12 protein-coding genes are annotated in these 15,709 nt (G+C 37.9%); 10 read left to right on the top strand and 2 right to left on the bottom strand.

Going from position 1 to position 15,709, the window contains the following annotated elements:
* Nucleotides 1-3: 3 nt before the first annotated feature.
* Entirely contained in the window at nucleotides 4-1,251 is a 1,248-nt protein-coding gene (locus BK581_RS11080; protein ID WP_078578236.1) for an aspartate aminotransferase family protein, read from the bottom strand.
* A 1,010-nt stretch (nucleotides 1,252-2,261) separates the two neighbouring features.
* Here BK581_RS11080 and BK581_RS11085 point away from each other — a divergent pair.
* The 8 genes from BK581_RS11085 (at nucleotide 2,262) to BK581_RS11120 (ending at nucleotide 12,235) form a co-directional block, all read left to right on the top strand.
* A complete protein-coding gene (locus tag BK581_RS11085; protein WP_095995549.1) occupies nucleotides 2,262-3,848 on the top strand; it encodes an alpha-amylase family glycosyl hydrolase in 1,587 nt (528 codons plus the stop codon).
* Between the two features lie 736 nt (nucleotides 3,849-4,584).
* Nucleotides 4,585-5,301 carry a ThuA domain-containing protein gene (locus BK581_RS11090; protein ID WP_078578237.1) on the top strand — a complete coding sequence of 239 codons (717 nt, stop codon included), beginning with the start codon at nucleotides 4,585-4,587 and terminating at the stop codon, nucleotides 5,299-5,301.
* 23 nt (nucleotides 5,302-5,324) lie between these two features.
* A complete protein-coding gene (locus BK581_RS11095) occupies nucleotides 5,325-6,350 on the top strand; it encodes a Gfo/Idh/MocA family protein (protein ID WP_078578238.1) in 1,026 nt (341 codons plus the stop codon).
* Nucleotides 6,351-6,605: 255 nt separating this feature from the next.
* The gene (locus BK581_RS11100; RefSeq protein ID WP_078578239.1) at nucleotides 6,606-7,574 is read left to right on the top strand and encodes a sugar phosphate isomerase/epimerase family protein; all 969 of its coding nucleotides are present in this window, start codon (nucleotides 6,606-6,608) and stop codon (nucleotides 7,572-7,574) included.
* A 22-nt stretch (nucleotides 7,575-7,596) separates the two neighbouring features.
* Nucleotides 7,597-8,649, top strand: a complete 1,053-nt coding sequence (locus tag BK581_RS11105; RefSeq protein ID WP_078578240.1) for a Gfo/Idh/MocA family protein — start codon at nucleotides 7,597-7,599, stop codon at nucleotides 8,647-8,649.
* A gap of 1,535 nt (nucleotides 8,650-10,184) precedes the next feature.
* Nucleotides 10,185-10,724, top strand: a complete 540-nt coding sequence (locus tag BK581_RS11110) for a PadR family transcriptional regulator (RefSeq protein WP_078578241.1) — start codon at nucleotides 10,185-10,187, stop codon at nucleotides 10,722-10,724.
* Nucleotides 10,725-10,804: 80 nt separating this feature from the next.
* Entirely contained in the window at nucleotides 10,805-11,518 is a 714-nt protein-coding gene (locus BK581_RS11115; protein WP_078578242.1) for an ABC transporter ATP-binding protein, read from the top strand.
* On the top strand, nucleotides 11,519-12,235 hold the full coding sequence (locus BK581_RS11120; RefSeq protein WP_211273959.1) for an ABC transporter permease: 717 nt from the start codon (nucleotides 11,519-11,521) through the stop codon (nucleotides 12,233-12,235).
* A gap of 319 nt (nucleotides 12,236-12,554) precedes the next feature.
* Here the strand turns inward: BK581_RS11120 and BK581_RS11125 are convergent, their stop codons facing one another.
* Complete coding sequence (locus BK581_RS11125; RefSeq protein WP_169837679.1) at nucleotides 12,555-13,196, bottom strand: pentapeptide repeat-containing protein; 642 nt, start codon at nucleotides 13,194-13,196, stop codon at nucleotides 12,555-12,557.
* 311 nt (nucleotides 13,197-13,507) lie between these two features.
* Here BK581_RS11125 and BK581_RS11130 point away from each other — a divergent pair, with 311 nt between their 5' ends.
* A complete protein-coding gene (locus BK581_RS11130; RefSeq protein ID WP_078578245.1) occupies nucleotides 13,508-14,890 on the top strand; it encodes an MATE family efflux transporter in 1,383 nt (460 codons plus the stop codon).
* Complete coding sequence (locus BK581_RS11135; protein WP_078578246.1) at nucleotides 14,887-15,705, top strand: MerR family transcriptional regulator; 819 nt, start codon at nucleotides 14,887-14,889, stop codon at nucleotides 15,703-15,705. Before BK581_RS11130 ends, BK581_RS11135 begins: the two co-directional genes overlap by 4 nt.
* The last annotated feature ends 4 nt before the right edge of the window (nucleotides 15,706-15,709 follow it).

The following is a 15,709-nucleotide window of genomic DNA, read 5'->3' on the forward strand; positions in this document are numbered from 1 at the left end:
TCCCTATATCACTTCATCTAATGATTTTTTTAACATTTCGATGATCTCATATATCTCAGCTTTACTAGTTATAAGCGGAGGGCGTACTTTGACAACATTCCCAAAGCCATAACGAGAGGAACGAAGGATTAACCCATTTTTAAGACTTGTTTCCACTATTTTTTGTGTCATTTTTGGATCTTCATGCCCCTCACGATCGGAAATTTCCAATCCCCACATGTATCCTAATCCCCTAACATCAGAGATAAACGGGTACTGATTCATCAATTCAGTTAATTCCTCTCCCAATAAATCTCCATTTCCCCTTACATGTTCAAGAATATTTTCTTTTTCCAGTACATCTAAGTAAGTTTGTGCGGCTGATATGGCTAATAAATTTGCTCCTGAAGTAAATGAGTGTTCATAGCTTTCAAACACTTCTAAGCGTGATTCCATGAGAACAGCAGCAACTGGTATACCAATTCCCCCTAGTCCTTTCGCTAAAGTGATGATATTAGGTTTCATGTCAAAGTGATTACTAGCAAACATATGACCTGTTCGACCAAGTCCTGTCTGAACTTCATCAGATATTAGGATAATATCGTGTTCATCACATATTTTACGAATTAATTGAAAGTATTCTTTTGGAGGAACAATGTTTCCTCCGTTCCCCATAACAGGCTCAATAATCATACAAGCTACTTGATTTGATGAGGAATATTCAATAAAATCATTAATTCTTTCTGCACATAAAAGGCCACAATCTGGGTAAGTTTTTCCGTAAAAACAACGGTGACAGTACGGTGCAGGTACTTTAAGCGACTCCTGATAATTTAGAGATGGAAAAGATTCTCTTCGAAATGCGTTACCTGAAATTGATGTAGTTAATGCCGTCTGTCCATGATGTGACAACATCAAGCTTAATACACCCGTTTTCCCACTTGATTTCATCGCCATCTTGATAGCTGCTTCGTTTGCACTTGAACCAGTCAGATCTCTCATAAAAATTTTATTAATATTTTCTGGAGCTTCATCGAGTAACTTGCTAAAACCATTTTCAACAATAGGTTTTGTATAGGTTGAACTCGCATGACTTGCCTTTTTGATCTGGTCTGTTAAGGCATCTACCATTTCGGTGTGATTATAGCCCAACGGTAAGTTAAAAGTACCTGATGCTGCATCGATATAACTTTCTCCATCGATCTCAAATCTAATTCCATTGCCCGATAAGTGAGCTAATTTAATTTCGTTTTTAATGGCAAATGTCCTCATTGTGTAGATGTCCCCTTTCTTTTACCTATAAGGTCACTAGTCACGCTTTCTTTTTTTTCGAGCGCAAACGTTTGCTCATATGGTGCAAAAAAATACTTCCTTAAGAAAGATAAATAGGTTTCTCCCGTTTTGCTGATTGATACGGCCACCTAATATGTCTGTAACCTCTATTTCCATTTTTCTACTAGTTCCGTATCTTAAAAAATAAAGGCCCTCTACATGTCTTACGTCAAATTCATCTCAATCATTTGTTCCTTGGTATACTTGTCCTATCCTTCTAACTCTCCTTTTTTCATCCCTCCACGTTACTTACTTCCACAAACCATCATACATGTTCAATTCAAACATCTCCCCTCCTTTATTTAGTTATTAAATCATACTATTTTTGCCTTTTACATTAACAAATACTACAAAAAATGAACTATTTAACTATAATTCATCAATTTATACAAATGGGCATACACATAGCAAAGTATGAAGATAGTAACGAAGAAATTAGTCCATGACTATCAGATAGGGATTTATCTGTCATTTTATTGAAAGCTCAGTACTAGCCGAGTGACATTAGCGGCATTCGCTCGCTACAATCACGTTATGCGTGTGTATGTAAGTATTATCAACTGACGAACGCTATATGACGAACAACATAATGGGGCATTATCGTGTAAAAAACGTTACAATCTCATGTACTTTTTTCCTTGCAAAAGACATATACATACTAATATCCTCACTCCAAAAATGAAACCGCTTGCATTATTTTGTAATCGCTTTCTAAATTATAATAGAAATTAAGAAATTAGCAATAATTGAGGTCACACTCTGAAAACCATTTTTTACGGTCATGCGTGTTGGACGCCTTCTTAGCTACCTGCCCTTTTTAATAGTACTAGACTCAACATTACCTAATTTCCCCCTTTACTACTGGGAATTTTCTCGTCTTGTTAAATTATAATCATTCATTTGAAGGGTTAAGGAGCGAACAAAAAAGATCATAATAGAGGAGGATAAAAATGATGACTAAGAAAATAGGCCTGTTGCTTACTACTGGACTTACTGTCGCAATTTTGTCTACTGGCTGTCTACAAAAGACAAATACACCTTTAATATTTGACGAAGAGGATTTAAAGACGATTGAACCACACGGTGTCTATTATGAAATATTTGTAAGATCCTTTTATGATTCAACAGGAGATGGCATTGGTGACTTCCAAGGAGCCACATTACAGCTTGATTATTTACAAGAGTTAGGTGTGGAAGGCATCTGGTTAATGCCAATTAACCCGTCACCTAGCTACCACGGATATGATGTGGTTAATTATATGGATGTAAATCCAGAGTATGGGACACTCGATGATTTTAAAAAATTTGTTGCAGAAGCAAACAAAAAAGGAATAAAAGTCATCAAAGATTTTGTGGTCAACCATTCCAGTGAGGAACATCCGTGGTTCCAAGCTGCATTAAAACATGATGAAAAGTACCGTGATTACTATGTGTGGGCAGATGAAGATGCACATATTGGTCAAGAAGGTGAATGGGGTCAACAAGTCTGGCACGGTACAGGAAACAATGTATATGAAGGGATATTTTGGGAGGGAATGCCTGATTTGAATATGGATAACCCAAAAGTCCGAGAAGACATTTATGATATTGGTACTTTTTGGCTTGAAGAGGTTGGTGTTGATGGGTTCAGGTTAGACGCTGCCAAACATATATACAGTTCTTACCACGGAGATGATTATCAAGAGAAAAACCACCAGTTTTGGCGAGAATTTAGAACTGAAATGGAAAAAGTTAATCCCGATGTAATTCTTGTAGGCGAAATTTGGGATACAGCTGATGTTGTTGCACCCTATTTAGATGGTGGCTTACACTCCGCTTTTAATTTTGATTTATCGGGACACATATTAACTTCTGTAAAATCGGAAAGTGATGCAGGACTAGTGACAGAACTTGAAAAAACGAGAAATTACTTCACTACAAAGTCTGAAGATTTTATTGATTCAACTTTTATTACCAACCATGATATGAACCGAACGATGAGTGAATTAGCCAATAATATGGATCATGCTAGAATGGCCGCCTCGTTATTATTAACATTACCAGGAAACCCTTATCTCTATTATGGGGAAGAAATCGGTATGGAAGGTGAGAAGCCTGATGAAGACATCCGTTTGCCGATGAGGTGGTACAAAGATTCAGAAGATACAAAGCAAACGACATGGAGAGCTGATCGTTATCATAGTAATGACACTGATAATGCCATTGATGTAGAAAGCCAACTGCAAGATGAAAATTCCCTGCTCCATCACTATAAATCCTTAATTTATGCCCGTCGAGCTAGTGAAGCATTAATTATGGGTGAAATAAAAAGCACATCTATTACAGAAGATGGGATAGTATCATTTGAACGAATAGCAGAAAATGAAGAAAAACTTGTTATACACAACTTAAGCAATGTAACGAAAGAAATCAACCTTAGTGATGACCTAACTGAGTATAAAAACTATTTTTTCTATATCGGAGAATTAGATGATATTAGGTTGAAAGATAACGTAATAGAAATACCTGGCTATACAACTGTTATTTTAAAGAAGTAACTACTTAATCATTCATCAATATAGTAAAACAGTAAACATAATTGACTAACAAACTGGGACTAATCAGTTCACTAAAGTGAAAAAAACTTCCGCTAGTCAAACATGATAGTCGGAAGTTTTTTAGTTTGACTATACGAGGATGGGTGACGTATTCTCGTCTATTTATTTCCTCAAGCTCACCACTATGTGCACGTTGAAACGTATTTTCATCTTTTTCTTTGCCAAAAAGCCTTTCGCCATCTTCAAACTGCCTTCACAACGATCGTCATTTTCGCGAACTTGTTTAAGCAAGCTGAAACATCTAATTCAGGAGGCGTCTCGACGCCACCTGATTAAACGTTCCCACCTCCCCGTTAAGGTGGGGACTATCGCCCTTAAAACATTTAAGATTTAAGCCTCACCTAGTTTCATTCCCAAACGCACTGTATGACTAGCTGCGTCTTAGCTCTTTCACTCATTATCGTTATTTTCCAACTAGCTTTATTAAAATTATTTCATGCTTAGGGTGATGACATCATGAAACACCATTATAGCAAAATAGTGCATGTTTTAATTAGATAATCTATTTTTCTTAGAAGTTATATCGCTTATGATGAAGTCAAATAGGAAATAAGCAAATTGATAATGACATTGAAAAGGAATGGCACTATCGATTTTAAAATGATGAAGGACACAGAAAGTCATGGCCTGATTTTACTTAAATGGTGACTATAACAAAGGTGAGGAGAGAATCAACATGGTCAAGGTGACCGTATGGAATGAAAATCGTCATGAACAAAAAAAACCGCTTGTTAGAGACATTTATCCAGAAGGCATTCATGGCGCAATCGTTCACTTTTTAAAGGAAGATTTTGAGGTGATAACAGCTACATTAGATGATGACGAACATGGCCTTACTGATGACGTATTAAATGAAACGGATGTATTGCTTTGGTGGGGACATATGGCTCATGAGGAAGTAGATGATGCAGTCGTTGCAAAAGTAAAACAACGTGTCCTTAGTGGAATGGGTCTAATCGTTCTTCATTCAGGTCACTTTTCGAAAATTTTCAAATCACTAATGGGGACGACATGTGATCTTAAATGGCGGGAAGCTGGCGAAAAAGAAAGGTTATGGGTAATTGATCCAAGCCATCAGATTGCAGAAGGAATTGGCAACTATATTGAGCTTGAAAAAGAAGAAATGTATGGGGAACATTTTGATATTCCTCCTCCAGAAGAAGTCCTGTTTTTAAGCTGGTTTGAAGGAGGAGAAGTGTTTAGAAGTGGGTGCACTTACCGAAGAGGAAAAGGGAAAGTTTTTTATTTCCGACCTGGACATGAAACGTATCCAACTTATTACCACAAAGATATCCAACAGGTTATTAAAAACGCGGTTCAGTGGGCCATACCTACGAAACGAGTAAAGCCTGTTTATGGGAATGCAAAACCTTTAGAAGGTATTAAAAACTAATTAAAGAATGGGAGAGAAACCAAGTGCGACAACTAAAAATCGGAGTAATAGGTTGTGGGAGTATTGCAAAGCATCGGCACTTGATTGAGTATGCGCAAAATGAACAAGTAGAGATTGTTGCGGTATGCGATATTGTAAAAGAGCGCGCAGCTGAAATTGCAACGTTATATAAAGCAAAAGCATACACAAACTATGAAGAGCTAATTGCCAATAAGGAGATTGATGCAGTCAGTGTTTGTACCCCAAACTACTTGCACGCACCGATGACGATCGCGGCGTTAAAAGCTGGAAAGCATGTGCTATGTGAAAAACCAATGGCCACATCAAAGGCAGAAGCAGAAGACATGATTCAAGCTGCAAAAGCATCTGGTAAGAAACTCATGATCGCTCATAACCAGCGTTTCGTACCAGCGCATCAAAAAGCGAGACAATTCATTGAACAAGGTGAACTAGGGAAGATTTATAGTTTCCGTTCTGCTTTTGGTCATGGTGGGCCTGAAGGATGGAGTGCAGACGGTACTGATAGCTGGTTTTTCAAAAAAGAAGAGGCATTTATTGGCGCCTTGGGTGACCTTGGTGTCCACAAAACCGATTTATTACGATTTCTTTTAGATGAAGAGTTTGTTGAAGTAGGCGCATTTGTTGAAACAAGTTCTAAGAAAAAGGCTGATGTGGATGATACAGCTGTTTGTGTACTGAAGTCACAAAGTGGCATTATCGGGACGTTAGCAGCTAGCTGGTCATATGTGTCACAAGAAGATAATGCAACGGTTATTTATGGAGAAAAAGGCATCATGCGTTTATTAGATGATCCTGTTGATTCTCTCGTTATTCAGTATCAAAACGGTGAAGTGGCCAAATATGAGCTTGGTCAAATTCAAACGAATGAAGCCGGGGGCCAAACATCCTCAGGTGTGATTGACCGCTTTATAAGCTCAATCATGAATCAACAAGAATCACCGGTATCAGGGGTAGAAGGATTGCGTTCTCTTCAAGTTGTATTAGCGGCACTTGAATCACAAGAAACGAGCAAAATTATTAAAATATAGCGTAAGTAGCTGCCATCATTAATGAAAGAAGGCAATATGACGAAAGCATGACTTATGAAAGAGTTATATCGAACGATTACGATAAAACGAACCTTCAATCATTGGGAGTTTTAATTCTTCCCCCCATGATTGATAGTAAGTGAATTAGGACATTTACGCCCGTTATCTCCCGCCTAAATGATTTAGCTCTGATATCTATTTTAAGCTAGGAGTTTTACGGACGATTATATGGGATAAATGAGGAGGTTATGCGTTATGAAATTAGGTGTGTTCACCGTTTTATTTTCACAGAATAATTTTGAAGACATGTTAGATATCGTTCAAAAATCAGGCGTCCAAGCGGTAGAAATCGGTACGGGATGTTATCCAGGAAATGCCCATTGCCATCTCGATAAGCTATTAGAGAGTGAAGAATTACGTAAAGATTATTTAGAAAAAGTTGATTCTCGCGGCATCCAAATTAGTGCCTTTAGCTGTCATGGTAATCCCATTTCTCCAGATAAGTCATTTGCAAAAGAATCACATGAAACATTATTGAAAACGATTAAACTAGCTCATTTAATGAATGTTCCGGTTGTGAATTGTTTTTCTGGAACAGCAGGTGATTCTGATGAAGCTAAGTATCCAAACTGGCCTGTATCACCATGGCCAAATGAATATGCCGATGTGTTGACGTGGCAGTGGGAAGAAAAGCTCATTCCTTATTGGAAGGAAGTTGGACAGTTTGCCGAAGACCATAACGTAAAAATTGGTTTAGAACTTCATGGCGGCTTTTTAGTCCATACCCCATACACGCTTTTAAAATTAAGAGAGGCCACATGTGACGCCATCGGTGCTAACCTTGATCCGAGTCACATGTGGTGGCAAGGTATTGATCCAGTAGCAGCAATTAAAATTCTAGGTAAGGAAAATGCGCTTCACCACTTTCACGCAAAGGATACGTACATTGATCAAGAGAATGTCAACATGTACGGATTGACAGATATGCAACCTTATGGAGATGTTCAGACAAGAGCATGGACATTCCGTTCAGTAGGGTGTGGCCATAGCCTTCAAGAGTGGTCAGATATGATCAGTGCATTACGCACTTATGGATATGACTATGTTGTCAGTATTGAACATGAAGATCCACTCATGTCCATTGAAGAAGGGTTCCAACGAGCCGTAACAAACCTCAAATCCGTCATCATTGAAGAGAAGCCTACGGAAGCTTGGTGGGTGTAGAATTCGTAAGGAGAGTGGAGACATGGGAATGAAACTTGGCATTATCGGTTACGGGGGCATGGGTTATTGGCACGGCGAATATGCCCCTCGCGCCGGAGTAGACGTCGTTGCCGCTTATGACGTTGATCCAAAACGTTTAGAGATGGCGAAAGAAAACGGCATTAAAGCTTATGTTATTTTAGATGATTTTTTAAAACATGATGGCATGGATTTTGTTGTCATCGCAACACCTAATGACGTTCATAAAGAATTAGCGATCAAAGCGATGAATGCAGGAAAGCATGTCATGGTCGAAAAACCAGCCACTATGTCAGTAGCTGATTGGGATGAGATGGTAGCTGAAAGTGAGAAAACAGGTCGTATTTTAACTGTCCACCAAAACCGCCGCTGGGATAAAGATTACAATGTGATGCGCAAAGTTGTCGAAGAAGGAAAAATCGGTGATGTTTTATCTATCGAAAGTCGCGTATTTGGTACCGGTGGTGCATTCTTCGGCTGGCGCAGCTTCACAAAATACGGGGGCGGCATGATTTTCGATTGGGGCGTTCACCTCTTTGACCAATTATTAGATATGTACCGTGATACGAAAGTAACGAACGTCTATTCCAAACTCATGACTGTCCTTGATCAAAAGGTAGACGACTACTTTAAAGTGATACTGACATTAGATAATGGGACGTTGTTACATGTAGAAGTTGGGACATACGCATTTCACAAACTACCACGTTGGTATGTGATTGGCAATGAAGGCACCTTACAAATTGATGATTTTGATTGTGAAAAAGGGGGTTATACGAAACCGAGCTATACTGATACACCAGTGGCTGAAGTCGTTGTCATGACATCGGCAGGCCCAACACGTATGATGGCCCCTCGTCCACCTGAAACAAAAGAAGACTTTCCATTACCAGAGCTAGAAACAGATTGGACTGAATTATATCAAAATTTAGTAGGTGTGATGGCAGGTAAAGAGGATCTAATTGTTAAGCCTTATCAGGTTAGGAGAGTACTAACTTTGATGGAAGCCATTTTTCAATCAGCTGAGGAAAACCGCTCATTAGAAGTCAGTATTTAATCATATGATAAGCTTAATTAATATGTTACGCCTAGACGAATGCAAAAGAATATCTATTAGAGATGAATCGCACCAAATCGTATGATTAACAGTTCGAATAAACGCTGGGAAATAGACACTCTTTATTTCCCATGTCGTTTCTCCTCTATTAAATAGGCCTCTCTCCATTCGAGTCCTCTTGATCTCCGTCTTAAAACAATTAGCATTCCCCCTATGATGTAGGTTCACCCTTTGCGTTTAGTAGTTAATTTGAACTTTCTTCATTCTTCTTATCTTCCGCTAAGGACGGTCGCTTTCTCAGAAGCTCGTCATCAAACTATTATGATACGGTAAACCTTTCGTATCATTGGACTTTCAGGCAGCCCTGTTCTTCTGGGAATCACCGTCTTACGTTTCAGCCACTTTTCCCCATGGCATAAGAGAAGATCCCCACACTCCTTTTCTATCATTTGTTAATAGTGAGGCAGAAGAAACTACGAAAAAGCGAAAAGACACGAGTTACTTATCCTATAGCGTAGTATTAAAACAGTAAATACTAAATATTAGTAATTGGATATAATTTTAAAAAAATTCATAATTATTTATCATATGGTTTTTTTTTCATTTGTAATATATAATCAAAAAGCACCAGCAGAAACCCCTTCTAACGAGGACGATGGTAATAATAGAAAGGTGGTTTATACAATGAATGCTCTTCCTGTTTTAATTTTAGCTATAGCTGTTATTGGATTAATTGTGTACATTATAATTAAACTATTAAAAAAGCTTTAAATACTAAGGGGATCATTATGATCTTTGTAGTTTCAAAGAACAAAATCTCTTTTTGTCCCAGGCTGTTGAAGTTGTCTTTTCAATAGCCTTTTTATTTCCAGCTTCATTTAACAGGTAGAACCAGTTGAAAAACAGAGGTAAGCTTTAAATGAACTATTAAAGTTAAGACTTTCAGGAAAAAAATGGAAGAAGGTACGGATACAATGATGGAGTATTATTTTCTTTTTGTTTTCTTATTTATTGTTATCATCGGATTGATCTTATACGAGGTTATTAAACTCTTAAAAAAGCCTTAAACAAATAAAAAGAGCCTATCTAAATTAAAATAATAGTGAACGGAGGCGTTATATAGCATGGATTATACTCTAATTCTTATCCCAAGTATTATTGTCATTGGGTTACTCGTATACGGGTTAATTAAACTGTTTCAAAAGCTCTTAAACAAATAAAAGTAATAGTTTTTACAGCTTGTAAAAGCAAACGAATGCCCACCCTGTTGAAAACAATTTTTCAACAGTTTTTTTCATTTCATAAGCTTCCTCTGCTAAAATTGTAAATAAAGTCATTTATGTTCGTTGCCCCACAATTAAGATACATTATCTCTTAACAGTCATTCTTTACTAATTCATGAAGGCTCGTTGTCTCTTCATTACAAATGCAAATTTAAATGCCATGTGGCAAAAAAATACCACAATGACTTTGACAAAATACCAGCGACATTGTAAAATACTCAACATAGAGTATACAAAGGAGAATATACAGAGATGACACGATTACTCGTTCTTGGCATGCTCGATATGCATCCCATGTCAGGCTATGATGTTAAACAGATGCTACAATTAAATGATGCAGAGCGTTGGGCTGGCGTATTAATTGGCTCCATTTATCATGCGTTAAAAAAGTTAGAAAAAGAAGGTCACATTGAAATAACGAGTATTGAACATACAGGCCATCGCCAAAAAGCGATCTATCAAATAACTGATCAAGGGCGCAGTCACTTACATGAGTTAGTTGTAGACACACTCTCCTCACCAGCAGTTGTTTATCCGTCATCTCTATATTCTGGGTTATCTTTATCACATAAATTAGATAGTGAAGAAGCATTAGATGCGCTTAATAAACAGCAGGCTCATCTTGAAGAGGAGCGCCGTGCTCTCCAACACGGCCTTGAACTAAAAAATGCCACGATGCATAATACGATTCCACCAATGACTAAGCTCATTTTTGACCATATGTTCACAGTTATTGAGCAGCAACAAGTCTTTATAAATAAAGCGATTAACTTATTAGAAAACGATGACTAGCTCCTTCCTCGCGAGGGAGCAAAAAAATACTTTAATAGTCAACGTTGAATAAGCAATACTAAATATAGGAGGAGAAGTTTATGAAACAGTTAATTAAAGCGCGCGGGTTAAAAAAGACTTTTCGTCACCAATCCGTTGTGAAAGGCATTGATTTAGATGTACATGAAGGGGAGATAGTGGCCCTTATTGGCTCTAATGGTGCCGGAAAAACAACTACTATTGCCCTTTTACTAGGGATGATGAAGCCTGACGAAGGTACAATCATTCCTTGGATAAAAGATTACCAGCATCATGTTGGCGTCCAATTGCAAACGACGCCTTTTTTTGAAGGATATACGGTGGAGGAGAACTTAAAACTTTTTGCTGCGTTATATAATCGAAGGCTTTCTAAAGAGGACATTGTCCAAAAACTAGATGAATGCGGGCTTACAGATTCTATAAAAACGCCAGCAGTCCGCCTGTCGCTAGGACAACAAAAGCGATTATCACTTGCTATTACCACCATTCACAATCCGAAATTAGTCGTACTTGATGAGCCGTCTGCTGGTCTTGATCCTCTGGCTCGTCATGATATTAAAAAGATGATGTCACAGTTAGCAAAAAATGATGTCACTGTTTTATTTTCTTCCCATGACATGGATGAAGTCATGGAGGTGGCTCACCGCCTCATTTTCATGCATAACGGTACCGTGATTGCTTACGGAAAAATCGATGAATTATTAACGGACCATGATGTTGATAATTTGGACGCTCTTTACATTAAACTAGCGCAGCAAGCTACGGAAGGAGAATAAATGATGCAAATTGTTTTCGCACTTACATTAAAAGCCTCTGCAAGAGATCCTTATTTAGTGTTTTGGTCACTTATACTCCCTATTGGCGGCGTTGTCGGCTTATCCTTAATAAGTGACTCACCTGCTTATAATTTAGGTTTACTAGCTGGAATGACGAGTATAAGTATCTTATTTTTCACACTTATGACCACATCTTACGCTGTACTCGCTCAACGTCGCAGAGGTGTTTATCACCTTCTCCATGTCACGCCGATAGCTCTATGGAAGTATGTCCTTAGCCTCTCGTCAGCGTGGACAGTAACAGGCCTTTTTTGTGGCATGATCATTTTAACGATTGGGAGTCTAGTCATTGATACACAGCTCACAATGACCGCCTTTTTACTCGCATCATTCATTATGATGATAGCTGGACTTGGTTATGTGTTTCTTAGCTTTTTCATTGCTAGTCTCAGTCAAAACGAAGGTCATATCAGTATTATTACCAATATCATCACCATCCCGTTAATCCTTACAAGTAATGCGTTTTATTCTTTGCAAAACGCCCCTGCTTGGGTAACTACCCTTAACAGATTCAATCCATTTCAATGGTTCTTAAACGGGATTCAGAGCTCACTCACACTAGACATCAGCCAATATGTCGTGAGCCTAGCTTTGCTTTTATTGGTGGTACTTTGCGCATTGCTTTTAGCTGTGCGAACGTTTCGATATAGTGCCTAATAAGATAAAGATCGATACTAGCACACGCATTCTCTCAGTTCACCGGAAAATCAACTTTCCCCGGGCCCAAAATACGACTAAGCGAGCCCTCATCTTAAGAGGGCTCGTGGGGACCAAAAACAAGAGGCATAGGCAGGTAGTATCTATTGTTCTTGTTAGTTCTACTGTTTGAAACTCCCATTCTCATTTTCTCAATCTACACACGCTCTACTTCTTCACTCATTGATTCACTTGGTAGTTATCAATTTCACTCTTCATATAGCTCCTATTCACCTAACTTTGCTACTTTCGTAGTTCACACATTCTTTCTTCCGCCTTCTCATTCATCACTTATAACTATACCGAACGCTTTAGAAAACCCAATCGCTTGCTCAGAAGTCACGATACAGCCAGCCAATTTATCGAATGAAATCGTGATGTTATCAAATTCACACGTCGTGAAGTCGATCCCATCGAGACTCGTCTCAGCAAAATTTGAACTATCTAGTTGACATTCTTTAAAATCTACCTTTTTAAAAGCAGACTCGTAAAAATCGGCTTGGCGCAATGAACACATGCTAAATTGAACATGGCGCTGGTTACTAAAACCAAAGGCGGCCATATTGCCCATGCAATCATCAAATGTCACATGTCTTAGGGCTGCCCCCGAAAAATTGGCCCCTGTCAGCTTCGATTGCTTAAATTCAGCACGATGAATGACCGCATCACTAAAATCAGCATTAGAGAAGTTACATTTATCAAAAATCACATCCGTGATCTCAATTTGAGGAAAAGTGACATTCTCAAACGACACTCGGGAAAAAATAAGTTGATCAAAATGGAGGCGCTCGGCTGTTTGATACATATAATCTTCATCTGTCACATTATGTCCTTGATAATATTCCGCTTCGGTAAATGTAGATGGTAAGCTTCCTTCTAACAATGCGGGAGGTAGTTTAGGGCGTTGAATCTTAACAGACATAGTGTTAAAGCTCCTTTTCATATTGAGTTGTTGTATAAGCGTTAGACAAAATAGCTATATAATGCGGCAAGCGTGCGTAACATATGACGATCTCAAAATAAGACACACTCTATCATTTCGTTCCTCATGGCGATTATCCTTCTTCTTTCCCCTGTTTCGGCTCAGTTAAGACAAGCAATGATGAACGGTTCTATTGTTCCTCCGGGTTAAAACAAGTCTCTCAAAAAAGACTATCCTTTCCGCTTGACTATGGTGTAGCTCCATACTTTAGGATAGGTGTATTGACTATTTACACACTGGAGCTGATCACCATGACTATTTCAAAAGGAATAGGAAGAGAGCATACAATGAAATCATTGCTTTCATACGCTGCACCTACTATAGGTGTTATGATATTTGTTTCTATCTACACAATGATTGATGGTATCTTTGTAGCACGTTACGTGAATGCCACTGCATTATCTGCAGTGAATATTTTCATGCCTGTATATGCCTTAATCTTTGCTATTGCTTTAATGCTTGGTACAGGAGGAAGTGCCATAATCGCAAAAAAAATGGGCGAAAAGAAGTTTCAGGAAGCAAGGAGTAACTTCACGCTTATCGTCTTATTCGGTACTGTCATTGGCCTCTTGATCATGAGTTTAGGGTTATTATTTATTCAGCCATTGTTAGCGCTGATCGGAGCGACAGCTGATGAACAGCTTTTTAATTACACGTTTACTTACGCAAAAATATTATTAATGGTCAGTCCATTAATCACCATTCAAATGATGTTTGAAAACTTTTTTGTAACAGCAGGAAAACCCAATTTAAGTTTGGTTATCACACTTATCGGCGGAAGTTTGAACATTGCTTTAGATTATGTATTTATCGTTGTCATGAATATGGGAATTGAAGGGGCCGCCCTTGCAACTGCTATAGGCATTACCATCCCTGCATTTATCGGGATTGGCTACTTTTTATTCGCTAGACATAATATGCTTTATTTTTCCAAGCCAAAAGTTGATTGGAAAGTCATTCTAAACAGCTGTATTAACGGTTCTTCCGAAATGATAACTAACCTCTCCCTTTCATTTATAACTTTTGCTTTTAACCTGTTAATGCTTGATTATATTGGGGTAGAAGGTGTGGCAGCTGTTACAATCATGCTTTATTTAATGATGTTTTTAACCCCTGTTTTCATGGGATACTCTGTTGGTATTGCACCCATTATTAGCTATAATTACGGAAGCCAAAATAAGACACAGCTTAAACATATTTTTAAGATTAGCACGCTCGTAATTGGTATCAGCTCCATAGCCGTGTTTGCCCTATCCCTTTTGTTTGGGCCTTATCTTATCCAATTTATGGTTGAAAAAGGGAGTGACGTTTATCATATCGCCATTGACGGTTTTCGGATATTCTCTATCGGTTTCTTATTTATGGGAATCAATATCTTTACTTCCATGTTGTTCACTGCTCTTTCAAACGGGAAAGTGTCTGCTTTCATCTCACTGCTAAGAACATTCGTTTTCGTATTAACTGGGCTGTGGGTGTTACCATTATTATTAGGCGTTAACGGGATATGGCTGGCGATCCCATTAGCAGAATTTCTGTCGCTTATCGTCTGTACCATTTTTCTATTGAAACATAGAAACGTGTATAATGGCTCTAACAATGACTCATTACTTAAGGGGGAAATGAAGGTTTTATGACCATAAACCCACACGCTCATTTAACGACTGGCCAATTTGCAAAGCTAATGGATGTCAGCAAAGATACTTTGTTTTATTATGATAGAATTGGTGTGTTTTCACCGGAGATTATTGCTTCTAATGGTTATCGCTACTATTCTATCTACCAAGCAGATGTTTTCAACGTCATTTGGACACTAAAAGAATTAGATATGCCCTTAAAAGAAATTAAAGCATACCTTGATGACAGATCACCCAAAAAGTTGATTCATTTACTTGAGAAAGAAGCAAACGTTATTACTGCGAAAATCGCTCATCTGGAGAAAATGCGAAAGTTGATCGTAGACAAGATGACTGTCACAAAAGGAGCATTAGAAGTAGATACTTCAAAAATTATTATTGAATATAAAGAAGAGGAAGAATTCATTGTCATTACTGACTCAAAACCTTTAACAAACGCTAAAAACATCTATGATTCATTACAGACTCACTACAAATATTTAAATGAACATCATATTGAGACGTCCGCCTCTGAAGGATGGATGATCAGTGTTAAAAATGTTCTAAATGGAGAATCAGTTAACTATAACTATCTCTATTCAAAAGTAACTGAACCGACATATGCCCATCTCAAAATTAAAAAAGGGTCTTATTTAGTCGGTTATCATGATGGTTATCTTAGTATTGATCAGGCCTATGCCAAATTAGTAAAGTATGCAAAAGATAATGATCTCGTATTGCAAGATTATTTCTACGAAGAACTTCTGTTAGACGAGTTATCTGTTAAAGGCTTTGATAAGTACTTAATAAAGCTATATGTGCACGTTCTTGATTAAAATA

Source organism: Salipaludibacillus agaradhaerens, assembly GCF_002019735.1.
Taxonomy (GTDB): Bacteria; Bacillota; Bacilli; order Bacillales; family Salisediminibacteriaceae; genus Salipaludibacillus; species Salipaludibacillus agaradhaerens.

Bases quoted from the DNA above. Each gene is read 5' to 3' on its own strand.
- BK581_RS11120 (WP_211273959.1), top strand. From the start codon at position 11,519: ATGATGCAAATTGTTTTCGCACTTACATTAAAAGCCTCTGCAAGAGAT.
- BK581_RS11115 (WP_078578242.1), top strand. From the start codon at position 10,805: ATGAAACAGTTAATTAAAGCGCGCGGGTTAAAAAAGACTTTTCGTCAC.
- BK581_RS11135 (WP_078578246.1), top strand. From the start codon at position 14,887: ATGACCATAAACCCACACGCTCATTTAACGACTGGCCAATTTGCAAAG.
- BK581_RS11105 (WP_078578240.1), top strand. From the start codon at position 7,597: ATGGGAATGAAACTTGGCATTATCGGTTACGGGGGCATGGGTTATTGG.
- BK581_RS11090 (WP_078578237.1), top strand. From the start codon at position 4,585: ATGGTCAAGGTGACCGTATGGAATGAAAATCGTCATGAACAAAAAAAA.
- BK581_RS11125 (WP_169837679.1), bottom strand. From the start codon at position 13,196: ATGTCTGTTAAGATTCAACGCCCTAAACTACCTCCCGCATTGTTAGAA.
- BK581_RS11080 (WP_078578236.1), bottom strand. From the start codon at position 1,251: ATGAGGACATTTGCCATTAAAAACGAAATTAAATTAGCTCACTTATCG.
- BK581_RS11085 (WP_095995549.1), top strand. From the start codon at position 2,262: ATGATGACTAAGAAAATAGGCCTGTTGCTTACTACTGGACTTACTGTC.
- BK581_RS11130 (WP_078578245.1), top strand. From the start codon at position 13,508: ATGACTATTTCAAAAGGAATAGGAAGAGAGCATACAATGAAATCATTG.
- BK581_RS11110 (WP_078578241.1), top strand. From the start codon at position 10,185: ATGACACGATTACTCGTTCTTGGCATGCTCGATATGCATCCCATGTCA.
- BK581_RS11100 (WP_078578239.1), top strand. From the start codon at position 6,606: ATGAAATTAGGTGTGTTCACCGTTTTATTTTCACAGAATAATTTTGAA.